At 59.4% G+C, this 18,320-nt stretch carries 15 protein-coding genes, 4 tRNA genes and 1 pseudogene; 11 read left to right on the top strand and 9 right to left on the bottom strand.

Annotated elements, in window-relative coordinates; all coding sequences use genetic code 11:
* Window positions 1-51 precede the first annotated feature (51 nt).
* Window positions 52-1,797 carry an amidophosphoribosyltransferase gene (purF, locus tag BLT69_RS09150; RefSeq protein ID WP_092648863.1) on the top strand — a complete coding sequence of 582 codons (1,746 nt, stop codon included), beginning with the start codon at window positions 52-54 and terminating at the stop codon, window positions 1,795-1,797.
* Window positions 1,798-1,893: 96 nt separating this feature from the next.
* Window positions 1,894-3,042, top strand: a complete 1,149-nt coding sequence (purM, locus tag BLT69_RS09145; RefSeq protein WP_371935808.1) for a phosphoribosylformylglycinamidine cyclo-ligase — start codon at window positions 1,894-1,896, stop codon at window positions 3,040-3,042.
* Window positions 3,043-3,652: 610 nt separating this feature from the next.
* Here purM and BLT69_RS09140 read toward each other — a convergent pair.
* The 4 genes from BLT69_RS09140 to BLT69_RS09125 all read right to left on the bottom strand — a co-directional run bounded on the left by BLT69_RS09140 (window position 3,653) and on the right by BLT69_RS09125 (window position 5,562).
* Window positions 3,653-3,931: a DUF3073 domain-containing protein gene (locus BLT69_RS09140; protein WP_058237904.1), complete on the bottom strand. Its 279-nt coding sequence runs from the start codon at window positions 3,929-3,931 to the stop codon at window positions 3,653-3,655.
* A gap of 173 nt (window positions 3,932-4,104) precedes the next feature.
* The gene (locus BLT69_RS09135; protein ID WP_058237341.1) at window positions 4,105-4,413 is read right to left on the bottom strand and encodes a DUF3618 domain-containing protein; all 309 of its coding nucleotides are present in this window, start codon (window positions 4,411-4,413) and stop codon (window positions 4,105-4,107) included.
* Window positions 4,410-4,898 (bottom strand): phage holin family protein, encoded by a 489-nt coding sequence (locus BLT69_RS09130; protein ID WP_092648861.1) that lies wholly within the window; start codon window positions 4,896-4,898, stop codon window positions 4,410-4,412. The genes BLT69_RS09135 and BLT69_RS09130 overlap by 4 nt, the downstream gene beginning before the upstream one ends.
* Window positions 4,899-5,187: 289 nt before the next feature.
* On the bottom strand, window positions 5,188-5,562 hold the full coding sequence (locus tag BLT69_RS09125; RefSeq protein ID WP_162272381.1) for a hypothetical protein: 375 nt from the start codon (window positions 5,560-5,562) through the stop codon (window positions 5,188-5,190).
* Between BLT69_RS09125 and BLT69_RS11270 the strand changes: the two are divergent.
* Window positions 5,503-5,721: pseudogene (locus BLT69_RS11270) on the top strand (YdeI/OmpD-associated family protein); the annotation flags it as partial. The gene BLT69_RS09125 and the pseudogene BLT69_RS11270 overlap by 60 nt on opposite strands.
* A 44-nt stretch (window positions 5,722-5,765) precedes the next feature.
* Here the strand turns inward: BLT69_RS11270 and BLT69_RS09115 are convergent.
* Window positions 5,766-6,734, bottom strand: coding sequence for a Sir2 family NAD-dependent protein deacetylase (locus BLT69_RS09115; RefSeq protein ID WP_092648859.1), 969 nt, complete (start codon window positions 6,732-6,734; stop codon window positions 5,766-5,768).
* Between the two features lie 524 nt (window positions 6,735-7,258).
* Here BLT69_RS09115 and BLT69_RS09110 point away from each other — a divergent pair.
* The 3 genes from BLT69_RS09110 (at window position 7,259) to BLT69_RS09100 (ending at window position 12,016) form a co-directional block, all read left to right on the top strand.
* On the top strand, window positions 7,259-8,563 hold the full coding sequence (locus BLT69_RS09110; RefSeq protein ID WP_092648858.1) for a quaternary amine ABC transporter ATP-binding protein: 1,305 nt from the start codon (window positions 7,259-7,261) through the stop codon (window positions 8,561-8,563).
* The gene (locus tag BLT69_RS09105) at window positions 8,563-10,323 is read left to right on the top strand and encodes an ABC transporter permease/substrate binding protein (protein WP_092648857.1); all 1,761 of its coding nucleotides are present in this window, start codon (window positions 8,563-8,565) and stop codon (window positions 10,321-10,323) included. Before BLT69_RS09110 ends, BLT69_RS09105 begins: the two co-directional genes overlap by 1 nt.
* 301 nt (window positions 10,324-10,624) lie before the next feature.
* A complete protein-coding gene (locus BLT69_RS09100) occupies window positions 10,625-12,016 on the top strand; it encodes a DUF2254 domain-containing protein (protein ID WP_157886395.1) in 1,392 nt (463 codons plus the stop codon).
* 62 nt (window positions 12,017-12,078) lie between these two features.
* On the opposite strand, the gene BLT69_RS09095 is transcribed toward BLT69_RS09100, so the two are convergent.
* The 3 genes from BLT69_RS09095 to BLT69_RS09085 all read right to left on the bottom strand — a co-directional run bounded on the left by BLT69_RS09095 (window position 12,079) and on the right by BLT69_RS09085 (window position 12,396).
* Window positions 12,079-12,151: transfer RNA gene (locus tag BLT69_RS09095), tRNA-Phe, on the bottom strand.
* A 25-nt stretch (window positions 12,152-12,176) separates the two neighbouring features.
* Window positions 12,177-12,250 (bottom strand) — tRNA-Asp (locus tag BLT69_RS09090).
* 73 nt (window positions 12,251-12,323) lie between these two features.
* Window positions 12,324-12,396, bottom strand: a tRNA-Glu gene (locus tag BLT69_RS09085).
* Between the two features lie 128 nt (window positions 12,397-12,524).
* On the opposite strand from BLT69_RS09085, the gene BLT69_RS09080 reads away from it, so the two are divergent.
* The 4 genes from BLT69_RS09080 (at window position 12,525) to BLT69_RS09065 (ending at window position 16,548) form a co-directional block, all read left to right on the top strand.
* Window positions 12,525-14,633, top strand: a complete 2,109-nt coding sequence (locus BLT69_RS09080; protein ID WP_058237338.1) for a mechanosensitive ion channel family protein — start codon at window positions 12,525-12,527, stop codon at window positions 14,631-14,633.
* 133 nt (window positions 14,634-14,766) lie between these two features.
* Entirely contained in the window at window positions 14,767-15,147 is a 381-nt protein-coding gene (gene msrB, locus BLT69_RS11135; RefSeq protein WP_070727990.1) for a peptide-methionine (R)-S-oxide reductase MsrB, read from the top strand.
* The gene (locus BLT69_RS09070; protein ID WP_092648855.1) at window positions 15,147-16,076 is read left to right on the top strand and encodes an EamA family transporter; all 930 of its coding nucleotides are present in this window, start codon (window positions 15,147-15,149) and stop codon (window positions 16,074-16,076) included. The genes msrB and BLT69_RS09070 overlap by 1 nt, the downstream gene beginning before the upstream one ends.
* A 214-nt stretch (window positions 16,077-16,290) precedes the next feature.
* Window positions 16,291-16,548, top strand: a complete 258-nt coding sequence (locus tag BLT69_RS09065; RefSeq protein ID WP_058237337.1) for a GlsB/YeaQ/YmgE family stress response membrane protein — start codon at window positions 16,291-16,293, stop codon at window positions 16,546-16,548.
* 867 nt (window positions 16,549-17,415) lie between these two features.
* Here BLT69_RS09065 and BLT69_RS09060 read toward each other — a convergent pair.
* Window positions 17,416-17,491: transfer RNA gene (locus BLT69_RS09060), tRNA-Lys, on the bottom strand.
* Window positions 17,492-17,664: 173 nt separating this feature from the next.
* On the opposite strand from BLT69_RS09060, the gene BLT69_RS09055 reads away from it, so the two are divergent.
* Window positions 17,665-18,300 carry a hypothetical protein gene (locus tag BLT69_RS09055; protein ID WP_092648854.1) on the top strand — a complete coding sequence of 212 codons (636 nt, stop codon included), beginning with the start codon at window positions 17,665-17,667 and terminating at the stop codon, window positions 18,298-18,300.
* The last annotated feature ends 20 nt before the right edge of the window (window positions 18,301-18,320 follow it).

Genomic DNA, 18,320 nt, shown 5'->3' with positions numbered 1-18,320 from the left:
TCTGAAGATTGGCTCTGCGACCAGTGGATATGACACAGTAGAGGCGTGACTATGAGCATGTCGCTTCCTGACGACACTGACGATCATCCACACGACCATTGCGGCGTTTTCGGCGTGTGGGCGCCAGGCGAAGATGTTTCACGCCTGACATATTTTGGCCTGTACGCGCTGCAGCATCGTGGCCAGCAGTCGGCGGGTATTGCCGCCTCTGACGGTAACAACATCCTCGTGTACAAGGATCAGGGCCTGGTCAACCAAGTGTTCAACGAGCAAACCCTGACAGGTCTGCGTGGACACATCGCCCTCGGACATGTCCGTTACGCCACCACCGGTGCAGACAACTGGCACAACGCCCAGCCCACGCTCGGCCCGACACCGTGGGGCACAGTCGCGCTAGGACATAACGGCAACCTGATCAACACGGCTGCGCTGAGCACCCTCGTCGATAAAATCAGTCATGGCGAACGCCGGGCAGACCGAAATTCGACCACTGACACCTCGATCATTACTGACCTGCTGGGTAAAGCTGACCGGTTGCCCGCCCCGTGGCGCGGCGAAGAAGGGGCTGTCGAAGATGTGGACGAGGGCGACGCAGCCACGTCCGCTGCACCCACTACCGCACCAGCCTCTGCCAAGCCTGCCGCGCGGACCGTGCTCGACTCCGAGCCCACCACGCCCACCGCACAAGCCGATACCGCGCCCGCAGGAGCAGACAACGCGCAGCCCGGCCGCCCTTCTGAAGCCGCATTCCAGGCCGCACGCCGCGCATCCGGAGAAATCGATCCGGGCGCCCTGTCAGAGGCGATACGCCAGGCCAGGGAAGCCGGCGACGATGAGGACCACGGTTCACTGGTGCCCTCCGCGCTCAAGGTTCTGCCACTGCTGCGCGGCGCATTCTCACTGGTGTTCATGGACGAGCACGCCATGTATGGTGCGCGTGATCCGCACGGATACCGCCCACTCGTGCTGGGACGCCTGTCGCGCGGATGGGTGCTCGCCTCGGAAACGTCTGCACTGGATCTGGTGGGCGCCTCGTTCGTGCGAGAAATCAAGCCGGGCGAACTGGTGGTCATTGACTCTTCTGGAGTGCGTTCCTACACGTTTGCGCAGGCCGCCAGCGCAACATGCGTCTTTGAATACGTCTACCTTGCGCGCCCCGACACGGTGATCGGGGATCGTCAGATCGTGGCGGCTCGTCGGCAAATGGGAGCAATCCTGGCTAAGGAGAATCCGGCCGAGGCTGACTTGGTCATGCCGACACCCGAATCGGGAACACCCGCTGCGATCGGGTACGCCGAAGAATCAGGCATCCCTTTTGCGCAGGGACTTGTGAAGAACTCCTATGTGGGCCGCACGTTTATCCAGCCCACGCAGTCGCTGCGTCAGCTGGGTATCCGACTCAAGCTCAACCCGCTCAAGGAAGTTATCGCCGGCAAACGACTCATCGTCATCGACGATTCGATCGTGCGCGGGAACACTCAGCGCGCGTTGGTGCGTATGCTGCGCGAAGCAGGCGCGCTGGAAGTTCATGTGCGTATCTCCTCGCCGCCAGTGCTGTGGCCCTGCTTCTTCGGCATTGATTTTCCGACGAGGGCGGAACTGATTGCCTCGTCGATGGATGTGGACGAAATCTGTCGTTCCATTGGTGCTGATTCGCTGGCCTACCTCTCACTTCCCGGCATGGTCCGCGCAACCGGGCAAGGCGATAACCTGTGCGTAGGGTGTTTCACCGGCGCGTACCCCGAACCTGTCACACGCGGCACACCCATCCCCGGCACGCCGGGCGCAACGGTCTAGTCACACAGCTACAACTCGGAGGATCTTGTGAGCGAGCATCTTGATTACGCGGCAGCAGGCGTGGACACTGCGGCCGGTGACCGCGCGGTGGAACTGATGAAGAACGCCATCAGCCGCACGCATAACTCCACCGTTGTAGGAGCAACCGGCGGGTTCGCCGGCATGGTCGATGCGAGCGCTCTACTCGGAATGACGCGCCCGCTGCTGGCCACCTCTACTGACGGTGTGGGCACGAAGATTGCGTTGGCGCAGGCGCTGAATATTCACGACACCATCGGCCAAGACCTGGTAGGCATGGTCGTTGATGACATCGTTGTTGTGGGTGCGCGGCCGTTGCTCATGACTGATTACATCGCGTGCGGCAAGGTTGTGCCGGAAAAGATCGCGGCGATCGTGCGCGGTATCGCCCAGGCGTGCGAACAAGTCGATTGCCCGCTGGTGGGCGGCGAAACCGCTGAGCATCCCGGAGTGATGGATCCGGACGATTACGACATCGCCGGTGCTGCAACCGGCGTAGTGGACGCGGACAAGATGATCGGCCCTGACCGCGTGCGCGAGGGTGACGCCGTGATCGCTCTGGCATCATCTGGCCTGCATTCCAACGGTTATTCGCTGGTGCGACGCGTTCTGGACATCTCCGGAACCTCTCTGGAATCGCAGTGCGCCGACTTCGGTCGAACAGTGGGGGAGGAACTGCTTGAACCCACACGTCTGTACACCCGTGTGTGCCTCGACATGCTGGATTCTCTTGGCGTTGACGAGGGTGGCCTGCACGCCCTGAGCCACGTCACCGGCGGGGGATTGGGAGCCAACTTGTCTCGAGTCATTCCCAGCGGTTTGTGCGCGACTGTGGATCGTGGTTCATGGACTGTGCCTGCCGTGTTTGAGTGGGTGCGCCGCAACGGTGACGTGACATGGGAAGCTCTGGAGGATTCACTGAACCTGGGTGTTGGCATGGTCGCTGTAGTCGGGCAGTCCACTGCTGACCAGTGCATGTCGCTCGCTGCCGACGCTGGGATAGAGGCGTGGGTGCTGGGCGAGGTCATCGCCTCAGAGGGTTCCGCTGCAGAACGCACTGCTGCAGAACGCACTGCTGCTGAAGGCTCTTCCGTAGAACGCACTGCTGCAGGGGGCCATGCCACAACGGGAGCCGCCTTGAGCACGTCCCAGCCGCGACTGATCTGCGGTGCCAAGGGAGTCGATGCCGGGGCCGTGGCGCTATCCGGCAGTTATCGCGTGAGCTGAGCGGCTTCGGTAGCAGGGTGATGCCAGCGGCTATGGTGGAGTGCGCCGCATTCGCTGCGCCGCGTTCGCTGCGCCGCGTGCAGGCTGTCGTCCACCGGTTGTCGCACACCAGGCCCCGCGTTCGCTGCACCCTATGCACAACCCCCTAGATCTAAACAGTTTTCTCGCACAATCCCCTAGATCTAAAGTGATTTGTGCACGATCCCCTAGATAAACCCCACCTGCGGATGCGCGCGGCAGTACATCTGGCTCCTGACCTGCGCATATGTAAAACGCGAGAAATGAACTTCGGTTAAATCTAGGGGGTTGTGCACGCAAATCGGAAGATCTAGGGGATTGTGCGCGCGAACGGGTTAGAACTAGGGGTTCGTGCACGCCGGTGGCTTAGATCTAGGGGTTCGTGCACGCCGGTGGCTTAGATCCAGGGGCTGTGCACGCCGGTGGCTTAGATCTAGGGGCTGTGCACACAGCTCAGTTAGATCCAAGGGAAATGTGCCGTCAATCCGCGGACTCCGGGCGCCGCGTCGCGCGCAAACATAAAACGAGGACGGTGCGTAGCGCGCCGCCCTCGTCAATCGTGTGAAACAACGTACGTCACAGTGGACGTCACTCAGCGTGAACTCTGGTCGCTTTCGTATGCGCCGTAGTCGTCGTCCTCGTCATCCTCATCCGCGAACATGTCGGCGTAACGGTCTTCGTACAGATCCTCATAGGAATCATCCTGCTGATCGTCATCGTCGATGTATTTTGCGTATGGGTCATCTGGATCGGCTCCCTTACGCTCGGCAGCCAGCTCTCTCTGGAGGGCTTCCAGATCAGTATCGGGACTGAAATACTTCAGCTTACGTGCGACTTTCGTCTGCTTGGCCTTCTGACGGCCGCGCCCCATGGCGTCGACCCCCTCCACGGTGTGCGGATCCGCGTAAAGCGGTGTCCTATGTTGGTCAAAATTCTGTCGTGTCCACATCATAGCGTGTTCAAAGCCATGTCACCTATTCGTGTGACATGAGACATCGTGTCGCCTGCGGGCCGAGAACCTCTACACGAGGATGACGTGGCGATTCAGCGTTTGACGATCCTGAAGATCACGAGGCCCACGAGGGCGCTCACGCCCACCGCTGCCGCCGCAACTTTCATGATGGCGTCTGAATCACCCGCACGGGCATCGTCGACCAGTAACTGTGCTTTGGCCTGGTAATCCTTGGCCTTCTCCTGTGCAGCTTCTTTCGCGAGGCGAGCCTGGTTGGACGGGCTGATGGTTTTCACCAGTTCGTCAACGGTGACGCTCATCTGTGCGCGGGTGCGCTCCAGTTCGCGCTCAATCTCCTCGGGAGAACGACCTTCAGCTTTGCGGGGTTCTGACTGGCTCATTTACCCAATCCCTTCTTCAGCGCATCGACGTCATCTTTCAGGCCTTCCTGAGGAGCAGGCGTGTCTTCCTTTGCCTTCTTCAGGGCGGAGACACCAACCAGCGCCAGAATCAACACGATGATGAGGAGAATTCCGACAACGATCAGCGATGCCGCCCAATGAGGCAGAGCTTGTGCAATGCCGAGCTCGATCGTGTGGAAAATCCAGCCCAGCATGAACAGTGCGAAAACGGCTGCTCCAGCGAGCAGGCCGCCACCCATGCCGATCTTTCCCAGGAATGCGGTTGCCTTCGTCTTCGTCAGTTCAATCTCACCACGCACCAACGTAGTGAGCTGAGCGGACAGGGTGGCAAAGAGCTCACCGATGGTCGGCCCTGATTTTCGTGATGCATTCGCGTCGGTTGCTGTATAGGACGTCCGAGTCGTATCGGACGTCGAAGTGACCGGCTGCGCGCTCGAGTTCGAGCGGAAGCGGTTCGTCGACATGGATGATTCTCCTTCGCGCCGTCAGTGATTTCGGCCTTCTAACTCGCCTGTTAGAAGTGTATAAACCCAAGTGTTGCAGATTTGGAGCTTTTTGGTGCAGTGGACAGTAAAATCCGACCGGATTTCCTCCATGCGCGCAACGGGAGGTAGGTCGTGCGCGGGCGGCGGGTTTTAAGCGAGATCTAAGCCTTGTGCGGGAGTCCTCTGCGGCCGGGAGACAGCTCGTGTGCAGGCGGCGATCCGCGACCGAGAGCTAGGCCAGGCGCCGGCAGCCAGAGCGGTTGCTGCGTCAGCGTTCAGGTGCGATAGGCCCTGGCAGCTGCGAGAAGACTTCCTGCGCTTTCTCAAGGACGCGCCGGCTTTCCTCAGGCAACTCGCTCATATGATTGTGGGTGCTGCGATCGGCCGCAGACAGCTCACCACCGTCGCCGCCCGCTTCATTATCCGCATCGTCAGATTGACGAGGGTGGCTGGGCGAGTCGCCATCTTTGCCCGAAGGGGTAACTGACTCGTCTATTTCAGTGTTCGATGACCCGTCCGGCTCAAGCTCCAGCGTCGACGACTCGGACGCGGTATCGTCGGTTGCGGACTGATCCACTGATGAATGGCGGAACCACGAACAGGGCCGCCACCACCGCTTCCGAAAGCCGCGCGAATCAGACATAGACCTATTGTGCCCCGAAAGGGTCGCAAAATTCTCGCTACGGCTGAAACCGCGTGGCGTGACATCACCACCCTTGCGCGCAACGAATTTATCTGCTGGGTCACCAGTGCGAAGCAGGAAGCTACGCGCCAGCGACGCATCCGACGCACTCTTGAAGAGCTTGATGAAGGCAAACGCCGCCTGTGTTGTTGGCCGGGGTGCCCTCATCGCGAAAAAACAGGCCGCGCCTGGCGCGGGGCGGCAGAAGCGTGGAGCCGTTCAGCCAGATACGGCAGCGCCGTTGACGTCCCTATGTTGACCCTCACCTGTGCGAAACGATCCCCCCGCGTCGCGCCGCGATTGATAATCGCGATGGGCTTGTCCTCGTGATGAGCCTGGCGCACGAAACGCATCGCTGAGCCTACGGCAAGGGATGAGCCTGCCACCAGCAGCGCATCAGCTTTCTCAACCAGGGTGCGCGCCGCGCGGACAATATGTGGACGGACGGTGCCGCCGAAGAAAACAACGTCAGTTCGCAAAATGCCGCCGCACGCCGGGCAGTTGGCGATGACGAAACCACTTGTGTCGCCCACATCCAGATCGGCATCGGGCGCGACGTCCCCCTCGTCAATGCTGATCTGCCACGTGGGGTTGAGCTCAACGAGGCGCTTGTGCAGGGCCGCCCTCGGAAAAATTCTGTGGCAACTGGTGCACATGACGCGGTCAAAGCGGCCATGCAGGTTGACCAGTGAGTGGGTGCCGGCTCGGGCGTGCAGCATGTCGACGTTTTGCGTAATGACGCCGTCGATGATCCTGTCACGTTCCATCTGCGCCAGGGCGAGGTGGCCGGCGTTGGGTTGTGCGCGCAGAGGCGCGAGCCAGCCGGAATGGTTGCGCGCCCAGTAATGACGGCGGTACGACTCGTCAGACATGAACTGCTGCAGTGTCATGGGGTGTCGGTCAACTGCGCCGGGGGATCGGTAATCCGGCAGGCCGGAGTCCGTGGAAATTCCCGCACCGGTGATCACCGCGATGAGCTTACCGTCGAGCAGCTCGACAACAGGTTCGAGGGCGGCCGACACATCCGTGGGATCGGGTCGCGCATCTTCAGCCGGAGGCACGGGCGTGTTCTTGATCCGCAGGTTAGGGATGTTGCCGTCGGGGAAGTAATCCTCAATCGAATGGTGAGCCACGCTGTCAGACTATCGCGAGTGAGCAGAAGGCGTGATTTCGAAGTGTTTACGTGGCGTAACAGGATGCGTCAGGAGCCGTTCAACGACTGGTCCTAGCGTGTGAGGCGGTTTGCCCACGAAGGACACGGACCGTGTTTGATCAGCACAATGAGGATAAAGTACATCGTGTCTTTTCGAATCGGAATCTGTTGCATCTGTCACATTTGAGGAGGTGAATATCAGTCACTGAAGCGCCGTGTGGCAGGACTGCGCTCCTAGGAGTTTACCGCCCAGGAGCAGCGAATTTGTTCTCTTTCATGCCGCCTGGATCGTGAGAACCCGTCCGATTCGTCTGCGTATGTGGCGACAGTTTTGCGTTTGAAGCAGGCACATTTCTTTGAAATATTCGAAAGGATCTGTGTACCTGACGAAATGGAAGGTGGTGGTCATTAGCGCCTGGAAACTGAATGCCCATCAGCTGGCTGAAGCCCCGACACGTCTGTGCGAGCAGTATTCGAGCAGCTGGCTCTTACTCGAAGGGAACTATGAGTATCCTCGAATGTGATCATGTTTATAAGATATTCGGACGAGATAAGCAGCAGGTAGTTGACAAACTACGAAATGGTGCAGATCCGTCATCCATCACACATGCAACTGTCGCAGTGAATAATGTGTCCCTGAACATTGAAGAAGGCGAAATCTTCGTCGTCATGGGACTATCCGGTTCTGGAAAATCAACACTGTTAAGAACCCTAAACGGCCTTGGACCCGCCACTGCGGGAAGTGTCAAAGTCAAAGGCACTGACATCACGAAACTGAAACCGGCAGAACTTCGAGATGTGCGCCGCGAATCCATGTCCATGGTCTTCCAGCACTTCGCACTGCTGCCGCACCGCACAGTGCTGGAGAATGCTGCCTACCCGCTTGAAATCGCCGGAGTAGGCAAGCAGGAACGCGAAGAAAAAGCTATGGAAGAGCTGAAGATCGCTGGTCTGGAGGGCCGCGAACACTTCTATCCGTCTGAACTGTCAGGCGGCATGCAGCAGCGAGTGGGCCTGGCTCGCGCGCTGTGCGCTCCCGGCGACATCCTGCTCATGGACGAGGCCTTCTCCGCCCTCGATCCGCTGATTCGCCGTGATATGCAAGAACTTCTTCTTGAAATTCAGGCACGTTCTCAGCGCACCATCGTCTTTATTACTCACGACCTGAACGAAGCCATGCTGCTGGGCAGCCGCATCGCCGTGATGCGTGACGGTGAAATCGTCCAAGTCGGCACAGCTGAAGAGATTCTGACGCAACCAGCCAACGAATACGTGGCGCGCTTCGTGCGCGACGTGGACCGCTCGCGCGTGATCACCGCGTCGGCCATTATGAACAAACCGGTTGCACGCATCTACCTTGACGACGGTCCACGCGTCGTGCTGCACAAGCTCGAAGAAGTGGATCTGCAGGGCGGCTGGGTGATTTCCTCAGGGGACCGCCATCTGCATGGATACGTGGAAGCCGATGAAATTGCAGCGGCCCTCGCCCATGATCCGCAGCTGCGAACTATCAGCGACCTCGTGCACCCCACGCACCCTGGAATCTCGCCGGACACGTCTCTGTCGGACATCATCATGCCGTCCGCCACGCGACCCATACCCGTACCCGTGGTGGCAGATGACGGCCAGCTGCTTGGCGTCATTTCACGTGTCGCGCTGCTGCGCGCACTAGGACAGGGCGCTGGAAAAGAAGACACGAGCGTGCCCATCACCAGTGATGCAAACCGGACGGGACAAGCCACTCAGGCAACTGAAATGGCTGATGCGGCCCATGCTGTACCTGCAAGCGAGCAGGGAGGTAAACACTGATGGTGGAATTTTTCGAATCGATCCGCATCCCGCTTGGACGCTGGGTTGCTGACGCCGTTGATTGGATGATCGCGAACTGGAGTGCATTCTTCAGCGTTGTTTCGTGGATCTTCCAGTCGATTAACGAACTTCTCCAGACGATTCTGCTCACCCCGCCGTTCTGGGTCTGGCTCCTGGTCTTCACGCTGCTCGGATGGTGGGCCAAAGGCTGGAAGCTGGCCCTTGGCACTTTCATTGGCTTCAGCATTGTGTGGGGTATTGATCAATGGACCAATGCCATGCAATCGCTGTCACTGGTGCTGTTGGCATCAGCGATCGCCGTTCTGATCGGCATTCCACTGGGTATTTGGGCGGCTCGATCGAAACGGGCCTCCTATACGCTGCGACCCATCTTGGACTTCCTGCAGACAATGCCTGCGTTCGTGTACCTGATTCCTTTCGTGGTTCTCTTCTCGGTGGGCGTCGTGCCAGCGATCGTGGCGACGATCCTGTTTGCAATCGCGCCGGCAGTCCGCTTCACAGAACTAGGCATCAAACAGGTCGACAAGGAAGTTGTCGAGTCGGCCTACGCCTTTGGCGCGACTCCACGACGTGTGCTGTTCCAGGTACAACTGCCCCTGGCTAAGCAAACGATCATGGGTGGCATCAACCAGGTCATCATGTTGTCACTGTCCATGGTGGTCATCGCCGGCATGGTCGGTGCGGGCGGCCTCGGTGCTGACGTGGTGACCGCGCTGAACCGAGTGAACATGTCTCTCGGCGCTGAAGCAGGCCTGTCGGTCGTCATTCTAGCCATGTTCCTTGACAGGGTCACGGGGTCGCGTAGCGGGCGGCACGCACAGTCAGATGCGGCGCCCAGAAGCCTGACTGATCGTCTGGTGAAGCCGATAGCGCTGATCGCCTCCCTCGTCCTCGCATTCGGGTGGACAATCGTTGGTACCGTTGCCGGTGGCTCATCGGCGACGGCACGTGACACCATCCGCATCGGCGTTCCGTCCGGCTGGGATGAAGGAATCGTCATGTCGAACCTCGCTAAGGTCGCCCTCGAAGAACAGGGCTATAACGTCGAGCTGCAGGACGCGGAAGTCGGCGTCATCTTCACGGGGCTGGCCGAGGGCGATTTCGATCTGCTGATGGATGGCTGGCTGCCAATCACACACGCCGACTATGTCGAAAAGTATGGTGACCGAATTGAAGACATGGGCGTGTGGTACGACAACGCCAAGCTCACCATCGCGGTCAACTCAGATGCTCCGATCCAGTCACTTGAGGAGCTGGCTGACAATGCTGATGTCTTCAACAATGAGATCATCGGAATTGATGCCGGTGCCGGCCTGACTCAGGTCACTGAGGATGAGGTCATCCCACAGTACGGCCTAGAGGGAATGGACTTCAAGATTTCTTCGACCGCCACCATGCTCGGTGCCCTTAAGGGGGCAATGGATTCCGGAGACGATATTGTCGTCACCTTGTGGTCGCCTCACTGGGCATACGACGCGTTCGACATCCGTGATCTTGAGGACCCGAATGAGGCGCTGGGCGGTGCAGAGGAGGTTCACTCCTTCTCCCGTGACGGATTCTCCGACGAGTTCCCCGAAATCGCGGATATGATCCGTGACCTGACGTTGACGGACGAACAGCTGTACTCGCTGGAAAACTATGTCCTGAACGAGAAAGAAGGCAAGAACCTGGTCGGGGATACTCAGGCGTGGCTTGAGGATAATCCGGACGTGATGGATCTGTTCCGCGTGGAGCAGTAACGATTTGTCCATGAGCAGTCTAGGTCCACTTGGCAGTGGAAGTCTGGCTCACTGAACTGTGGACGTGGGAATTGTTTGCTGCGGCGGTATGGCTCACGGCGTTGTGCCGGGGCTGTGCCGCCGCAGTACTATCTGTGGCAACGTGATCGCCTACGCTGTGTGTTGACGTTGCAGCTGTTACTCGACGTCATCAGGATATCGAGCATGCAGTTATTCGCTCATGTGCCGTCCTCCAGAGTGGTCTGAGCGAAGCTCGGTCAATGTAAGTCGGCGCAATCCGGTCTCTAACTACTATTGCGCTATGACCTTTTTTCGCCGCATCAAGTATCTGGTATCGAATCAGCTGTGGGTGCCCCCGCTCGTAGCCGCCCTCCTTGCCACGATAGCGGCGGGAGTCCTGGCACCGATCTCATGGCCCACTCAATGGCTCATTTCTCGAATCTTCTGGCCCGGAGATATTTCGGCAGCATCCTCTCTGTTGGGCTTCATCGCCTCCTCCATGCTGACGGTGCTGACGACCACGGTTTCCATGACACTGATCGTGTTGCAGGTGGCTTCTGGTCAGTTTTCGCACCAGCTGCTGCGTGACTACATCCAGTCCCGGGCTGTGAAGGGAATCTTTGGCGTATTCATCGGCGTATTCGTTTACGTAGTTGTTCTGCAACGCTCGGTATCAGCCGAGTCGCGCGAGACCCCTCCGCAGCTCGCAATGGCGATCGCAATGCTGCTGGTATTTCTGGCTATCGCGACCTTCGTCTGGTATGTCAGCGCGGTGGTGCGAATGGTACGGGTCGACGCAATCATCGAGCAGGTAGCCACGCGTGCCGAACGTCTCCTGGATGCGCACCGAGAGAAATGGGACGTCGCCTGCCAGATCCCCGAGATCCCACCGCACGCGCATGACGTTCGTGGGCACTTCTCGGGATATGTGCGTTCCATTGATGTGGAAGCGGCGGCAAGGTGGGCTCGCAAACACGGACAGCGCGTCGTGTTCACCGTCGCACCCGGCGATGCAGTCAGTGCCGGACATACCTACGCGTGGGCGTGGGCCGAACGACGTGGAACATCTGCTGCTGACTCCTTAGACAGTGAGCTCAGTGGTGACGAGCTTCGCAAACTGGCCGACTCAGCGGTGTCTGTTGAAGCTGAACGCGTGTCCGATCAGGATTTGCGCCTGTCTTTTCACCAGTTGGCAGACATCGCCGTGCGAGCTTTGTCCCCTGGAACCAACGATCCGTCAACTGGACGACACGTGATCACCAGAGCAACACCGGTGCTGCGAGGCCTGGTTGTCTCACCTCCGAATCATGAGGTGAATCTGAACGATAAGGGGCAGCCCGTTGCATCTGTGCCGACCCCGACTGTGCGAGATTTCTTGAAAGATTTTGTCGTTCCCATCCGAAGGTTCTGTTCCCACAGCCCGGATGTCACATTCGAACTGCTGAGACTGCTGATCATCATTGAAGAAGCGCTGGAGAAAGCTTCAGGTGTTGATATTGCAGAGGTGCAGGAATTTGTCGAAGACGAACGCCAGCGACTGATCGAAGGGGCGGAGCAGGGATTCGTTCATCAACACGATGTGGAGCTCGCACAGCAACTGACTTCCGTCGAAAGTTTGCGTTCCATGCTCAGAGTTGAGGGACCTCGTGAAGAAATCATTGACGACGAGGAAGCGCAAGACGATGAAGACTGACGTGAAATGGCGCTTGATTATCAGAAAGAAACTCGCGTAAATCTCGCGAGCTGAAGCAGCGGTGGCTCCGACCGGCGTCGATCCGGTGACCTTTCGATTTTCAGTCGAACGCTCTACCAACTGAGCTACAGAGCCAAAACCCCACCAAAAGGTGGGTCAGCGACCCCGACGGGACTTGAACCCGCGACCTCCGCCGTGACAGGGCGGCGCGCTAACCAACTGCGCTACGGGGCCTCGAAAAAGTGAGACCTGAAAAGTCTACCTTATTCACTTGTTGAACCCGTCCCAGCAGGGCTGACACGGATCGTACCCCCAACGGGATTTGAACCCGTGTCGCCGCCGTGAAAGGGCGGTGTCCTAGGCCTCTAGACGATGGGGGCCTTGTCCACGAACTTGTCGTTCGGCGACGAGTAGAATAATAAGCAGGAATGACCTCCGAGTGCAAAACGGATCCATGTGAAGCCTCTCACCGAACGCAAATGAGCCTGGAAGCTTCTAGGCTAGGGGTATGACAGTTTTCGGACCTGATTTCTCCGCCGTTCTCACGGGCTGCCGCGCGCAGTCAAGCCTCGTTTTCGGCACAATTATGCCGATCGGGGACCCCTCTGCACCTGCCGAAGCTGTTGAAACCGCATTCGACGTGGCTGGCGTATTCCTCGGAATTGTTGTCGGCATCCTCGTCGGAATTGTGGTCGCATTCATTCTTGCGCGCGTCAGCCGATTTGCGCTCCGCAAACTTCGATTGCTGAAAGCCTTGCAGCGCCGCATCCACGCGCCTTCGTACTGGGCACTCATGGCGTGGGGCGCGCTTGCCGGATGCGCTGTTGCGCTGGGAAGCACCGATGTCAGCAATCAGCCCACGTGGGTGAAATATCTCGACCACGGGTTGTTGATCCTCGCACTCCTGGCAACGACATGGGTCATTGCCGCCGCCGTGTGGGTGATCGAAGACGCCGCGCACGTGCGCAACCGCTCCGATCACGGACGCTCGCGCAGATTCAAGACTCAGGCTCAGGTTCTGCGCCGCGTCCTGCAGGTCGTGGTCTGGATCCTCGGGTGTGCCGCAGTCCTGTTTACATTCCCCGGGGCTCAGCAGGCGTTGACGACGGTGCTTGCTTCGGCCGGCATTGTCTCCGTGATCGCCGGTCTTGCTGCCCAGTCCACGCTCGGCAACGTGTTCGCCGGCCTGCAGCTGGCTTTCACGGACGCCATCCGCGTTGATGACATTGTCGTCGTGGGGGACAAGGGAACGATGGGTGTGGTCGAGGAGATCACTCTGACGTACGTTGTCCTGCATATCTGGGATGATCGCCGCCTGATTGTGCCGTCCTCGAAGTTCACGTCGTCTGCTTTTGAAAACTGGACCCGCAAAGCCACCAAGCTCCTCGGCACGGTTGAGATCTACACCGACTGGGCAGTGCCGGTGGCGGTGGTGCGTCAAAAAGTTGAGCAGCTCCTGAACAGCACGGATCTGTGGGATCGCCGCTCCTGGGCCGTGCAGGTGACTGATTCGACTGATCAGACCGTCACCGTCAGGGTCTCCCTGTCAGCGTCGAATTCGGGCAACTTGTGGGATCTGCGCTGCTTCATGCGCGAGCAGCTCATCGCGTGGATCTCGAAGGAATACCCGTGGGCGCGTTCCGCCCGCATCATTCAGCCGCGCGAGGTCAAGGAAGTGACGAAGGATGAGTCCCAGGAACTGATCGCGCGCCTGGCCACTGAACTATCCGGTATTGCAGGTTCAGATACATCCGGTGGGTCCCCCTCGGACACCAAGACTGACGAGGGTGACCACGGCGATGCTGCTACGCATGATGGTGACAAGCGAGACCCGTTCGACCCTGTGCACGCTGCTCGTATGCTGGCGGCGCGCCAACGCGCGAAGATGGCGCGTCGACGGGCCATGTCGCAGCGCAACCGCGACCGCCTCGAAAGAGCAGAGAACGCCGGGTCTGGAGCGGAGGACGGACCAACAGCAGCTGTGAAACGGACTGGCCGCGGGGGAGCGAACGCTGCAGCGGATGCTACTCAGACGAACGGCACGGGCACGACCCACGTGTTCACGCCAGAAGAGGTTGACAAGATCATTGCGCAGGCGCAGGGGCATCTGCGTGTCAAGTCCGATGCTGGCAGCGGGGCTCCTGGTCAGGCTAACCAGGCGTCGGAAGCAGCGTCTGCAGAGGGAGCGGCTCAGATAGCTCGTTCTGCGTCAGGCGTAGCGGAAACTGCCGTGATGCCGGCCATTGGAGCAGATGGCAAGCCCAAGAAGCAGGCCGATGACGATGGCGCGGAAGCGGGCAGTAGTGCGCCCACCAGCGGTGCACAGGCTGGCGATGCGAGCCCTGCACGTGCGGACAATACGAGTGTGGATCTGGCCAGTGCGAACCAGGTCGGCAGCGACCCCGACGGTGCAGTGGCAGACGCGACTGGTCGAGCAAACTCGGACGATGAGACAACCACGACGGGGGAGCGGGTCTTTTCCGGCTCGCCCGACGCGGAAGAGCGCAGTGCCGCATTTTCGGGCCCTGACCCGGAAGTACTGGAAGAAAGAAAACGTGAGTCGCAGATCCGCCAGGAAAAGGGCTCAGGACTACTGGGAGGATCGAGCCGTGAGTGAAACGCAGAATGATCAAGGCGCCCGCGACCTGCGGGAGAGCGGTGACAACGACGGCGGGGCGGTTAATGGCAACGCCGACGAAGCGGTTGCTGACAGTAACGGCAAAGCGGTTACCGACACTAACGGCAAGGTAGTGCGCAGCGAGGAAGAATGGCGCCGCATACTCGACCCCATGGAATACCACGTCCTGCGCGAGGGCGGCACTGAGATGGCGCACACCGGTGCACTGCTCCACGAGGATCGCGAGGGTATCTACCGCTGTAAAGCGTGCGGCGCGGAACTGTTCCGCTCAACCACCAAGTTCGATTCTCTGTGCGGCTGGCCGAGCTTCTATCAGCCAGAAGATGCAGCTGTGACCACCAGTGAGGACCGTTCACACGGCATGGTGCGCACGGAGGTGCGGTGCGCTCGCTGCGATTCTCACCTGGGTCATGTCTTTGACGATGCTCCCCGTCAGCCAACAGGGCTGCGTTACTGCATGAACTCTGTCAGCCTCGACTTTGAAGAGCGCTGATGCCGGGACCGGAACCATTACCGGCACCCCGACCTGCATCCCGAGGTAAAGGCTCCGCTCTGCGAGCTGCTTCAATCGCGATTCCCGCGCCTTTCTTTCTGGTCGGATCGGGGCTCACGCAGTACCTCGGTGCAGCGCTGGCAGTGACCCTGTTCGCCGTCATGACACCCGCTGAAGTAGCATGGGTCCGCATCGCAACGGGTGCGGTTGTGCTGCTGGCGTGGCGCCGCCCTCGTATATGGCGCTTCAATCCGCGTGACCTGGCTGCGTCGGCCCTGTTCGGCATCGTGCTGGGCGGCATGAATATCTGCTTTTACGAGGCGATCCACATTCTGCCGCTGGGCGTGGCGGTCTCCTTAGAGTTCCTCGGCCCGGTCACGGTTGCGGTGGTGACCTCCGGGGGCTGGTCCGGACGTATCGCAGGAGCGCTGGCTTTTGCCAGAGTGGCCTGCATCGGTGGCCTCGGACTGGATCTGAGCGACACCAAGCAGCTCGTTGGTGCGGCCTGGGTGCTCGGGGCTGCAGCCCTATGGGCGGGGTACATCGTGATGGGGCAGTCGATCGCGTCGCGCCGCTCAGGCATCACGAATCTGGCGCTGGGCTGTGGCACTGCCGCACTTGTGTTCGCCCCGTTCTTTTCGGTCGGAGCGGTCAGCGCGTTGAATTCACCGAAACTGGTCGTCGTGGCGGTCGGTGTCGGAGTCTTGTCAACGGTGATCCCGTACTCGTTGGAGGCGCTCGCCATGGGCCGCCTCAGTGCCGCCATGTTTGCCCTGTTCAACTCCCTGTTGCCGGCAACGTCGGCGCTGATCGGTGCGGTGACATTGCGGCAACTGCCCAGTGCCTGGTCTCTGGTGGGTCTTGTGTTGATTTCAGTTGCTGTCGGGCTCGCCTCCTACCCGCCTCAGCCGCTTCATCGACGAGGGTGACGCTAGCGCCGCTACTACCTGCCTGAGCTGTTCCAGGTCGACTGCCTTGCTGTGACCTTGCAGCGCGAGCAGCTTGCGTCAACGCCGACTTGACGGGGCAGATGCGGGCGAGATGTCCGCTAGACCAGAACTGGCCGTATTCGGTCTCGCATTGACGCAAAACGTATGAGATCATGAAGATGTCTCTGCTGATCAACAGAATGAGAGAACGATCATGTTGGACATCTTGTGGATGATTATTGCCGGCGCCGTTATCGGTGCAATCGCTCGCGTCTTCATGAAGGGCGACGAGGGTATGGGCATCATCTGGACTATTATCTTGGGTGCTGCCGGTTACGGTATCGCCGGATGGATCGCTGGTGCGCTTGGAGTGGGCACAGTGCTTCGCTGGATCATCGGCGCAGTCGTGGCATTCCTGCTTATCGGTGTCTTCCTCGCAATTCAGGGCAAGTCGAACTCCCTGACGAAGTAACGTTAGCGGATCCGCAGACTGTGGAAAGGCTCGGTCAGAAATGGCCGGGCCTTTCTTTATGTCTGCTCGCCGCTTGAGGTCGCTTGGCGATTAAGCCTGCTTGTCGTCTGTTCGATGCTTAAGCCCGCGTGGCGTCTGCATGGCGCTTCAGCTCGCCTGACGATTAAGCTCGTTTGGCGAGCTTCTGTATGAGTGTTTGCATCGCCGTACCTTCCGAAGCTTTGTACCTGCGTGTGGCCTTGGCGTCTGCGTCCGTTCGGCCGCATCTCGGATTGATGCCTGGCTCTGTCTCGGATTGATGCCGTCTCCGTCTTGGAGCACTGCGCGCAGGTTGTACTCTTTTCTCCGCTTTAAACAGCTCGGTGTACATCCCCTCAAATAGACGCGCATTTGTGCACATTCCCCTAGATCTTAGGCGTGACCGCGCACATTCCCCTAGATCTTCCCTGCTTTGGTGCACATTCCCCTAGCTAAAGTCGGCACCCCAAAAGGACAAAACCTATTTCCGCAGGTCAGCCGCCAGTAGCTTCCGGCGGCCTCGAGCCTCACGCGTTAAATCTAGGGGATTGTGCATTTTTACAAGACTTTTTAGGGGTATGTGCACGAGGAGGGCTTAAATCTAGGGGTATGTGCACGAGGCGGGGCTAGAACTAGGGGTATGTGCACGAGGCGAGGTTAGAACTAGGGGTATGTGCACGCGGAGGGCTTAAATCTAGGGGATTGTGCGCGTTCTGGTGTGTTGTGGCCGGACCGCAGTCGCATTCCACCGAGTGACCTGCGGTTAGAGCATACGCGGCAAGGTCGGCCATATAGTGAAAGACCGGGACACCGCTAACTGATTGTCAACGATGCCCCGACACATCATAATGGTAGGCCCAGGGGGAATCGAACCCCCAACCCACGGATTAAAAGTCCGTTGCTCTGCCAATTGAGCTATAGGCCCATGAGAGCATGGTAATGCATCAGTCCCACGTTGCACTAATCAACGTGACGTGGGAAAAACCACGATCCTCCTCGGATCAGGATTGACGAGGGTGCCCACTCCGTTCAACTACTTGATCAACGCCGTTCACCTTCAGGCGGTAGGCTCGTCATATCACCGAGAAGGAGTCACAGATGAACAGCCAACAGCGTCGCCCTCGTCGGCCAGCAATGCTGGACCCAGCCGACGCCGAACAAATCGTCGGCGACTCCGACCCTGCGGAAATGTCTGCGATTGCGCACTCGTCAGCATGGGCTTTGATGGGAGTCAGTGACGACGACTTCGGGCCTGACGAAATCGAACGCCTGCGCACCACCGTGCGCACGGAAGGCGTGGACGTGCTGGCCGACATGTGGTCACGCAGCCCGGAATTCACATTGCCCGGAGCCTTGTGGCGACTCTACCTGTGGTCGCGCTGGTACCACCGCGACACTGCGTTGGTGCGCGACCGTTTTGTGCGCGGAAGCCATGCGGACATCATCCCCGGCCTTGAACATCCCGTTGACATTCCCGATCTGGAGCACGTGGTACACGAGGTTGACCAATTGCTCGAAGGGCGCCGCCACGACGACGACCTGGCTGACATCATTACTGCAACGTCACGGGCGATGCGGATCGTTGCAGCTGGAGACGCCGAGGGCGGCAAATGGATCGTCGACCCGCGGGACCCGTTGGCATACCCCGTCACCACGCGCGCCCGCGCGCTGATTCAGACCGCAGATGAACTTGACCGATCAGCTGAAGAAGCGCACATCGGTGCGCTCAACTAGTCGCCAGTGTGAGGAAGAAT

The organism is Schaalia radingae, assembly GCF_900106055.1.
In the GTDB taxonomy this organism is placed as follows: Bacteria; Actinomycetota; Actinomycetes; order Actinomycetales; family Actinomycetaceae; genus Pauljensenia; species Pauljensenia radingae_A.
Note: the sequence above shows the minus strand (reverse complement) of the source record. Positions and strands in the feature narration are given on the sequence as shown.

What these genes read in the sequence shown, in the direction of transcription:
- BLT69_RS09140 (WP_058237904.1), bottom strand. Translation starts at nt 3,931, where the DNA reads ATGGGGCGCGGCCGTCAGAAGGCCAAGCAGACGAAAGTCGCACGTAAG.
- BLT69_RS09070 (WP_092648855.1), top strand. Translation starts at nt 15,147, where the DNA reads ATGCCGGGACCGGAACCATTACCGGCACCCCGACCTGCATCCCGAGGT.
- BLT69_RS09100 (WP_157886395.1), top strand. Translation starts at nt 10,625, where the DNA reads ATGACCTTTTTTCGCCGCATCAAGTATCTGGTATCGAATCAGCTGTGG.
- BLT69_RS09105 (WP_092648857.1), top strand. Translation starts at nt 8,563, where the DNA reads ATGGTGGAATTTTTCGAATCGATCCGCATCCCGCTTGGACGCTGGGTT.
- BLT69_RS09125 (WP_162272381.1), bottom strand. Translation starts at nt 5,562, where the DNA reads ATGTCTGATTCGCGCGGCTTTCGGAAGCGGTGGTGGCGGCCCTGTTCG.
- BLT69_RS09130 (WP_092648861.1), bottom strand. Translation starts at nt 4,898, where the DNA reads ATGTCGACGAACCGCTTCCGCTCGAACTCGAGCGCGCAGCCGGTCACT.
- purM (WP_371935808.1), top strand. Translation starts at nt 1,894, where the DNA reads ATGAAGAACGCCATCAGCCGCACGCATAACTCCACCGTTGTAGGAGCA.
- BLT69_RS09055 (WP_092648854.1), top strand. Translation starts at nt 17,665, where the DNA reads ATGAACAGCCAACAGCGTCGCCCTCGTCGGCCAGCAATGCTGGACCCA.
- BLT69_RS09080 (WP_058237338.1), top strand. Translation starts at nt 12,525, where the DNA reads ATGACAGTTTTCGGACCTGATTTCTCCGCCGTTCTCACGGGCTGCCGC.
- BLT69_RS09135 (WP_058237341.1), bottom strand. Translation starts at nt 4,413, where the DNA reads ATGAGCCAGTCAGAACCCCGCAAAGCTGAAGGTCGTTCTCCCGAGGAG.
- BLT69_RS09110 (WP_092648858.1), top strand. Translation starts at nt 7,259, where the DNA reads ATGAGTATCCTCGAATGTGATCATGTTTATAAGATATTCGGACGAGAT.
- purF (WP_092648863.1), top strand. Translation starts at nt 52, where the DNA reads ATGAGCATGTCGCTTCCTGACGACACTGACGATCATCCACACGACCAT.
- BLT69_RS09065 (WP_058237337.1), top strand. Translation starts at nt 16,291, where the DNA reads ATGTTGGACATCTTGTGGATGATTATTGCCGGCGCCGTTATCGGTGCA.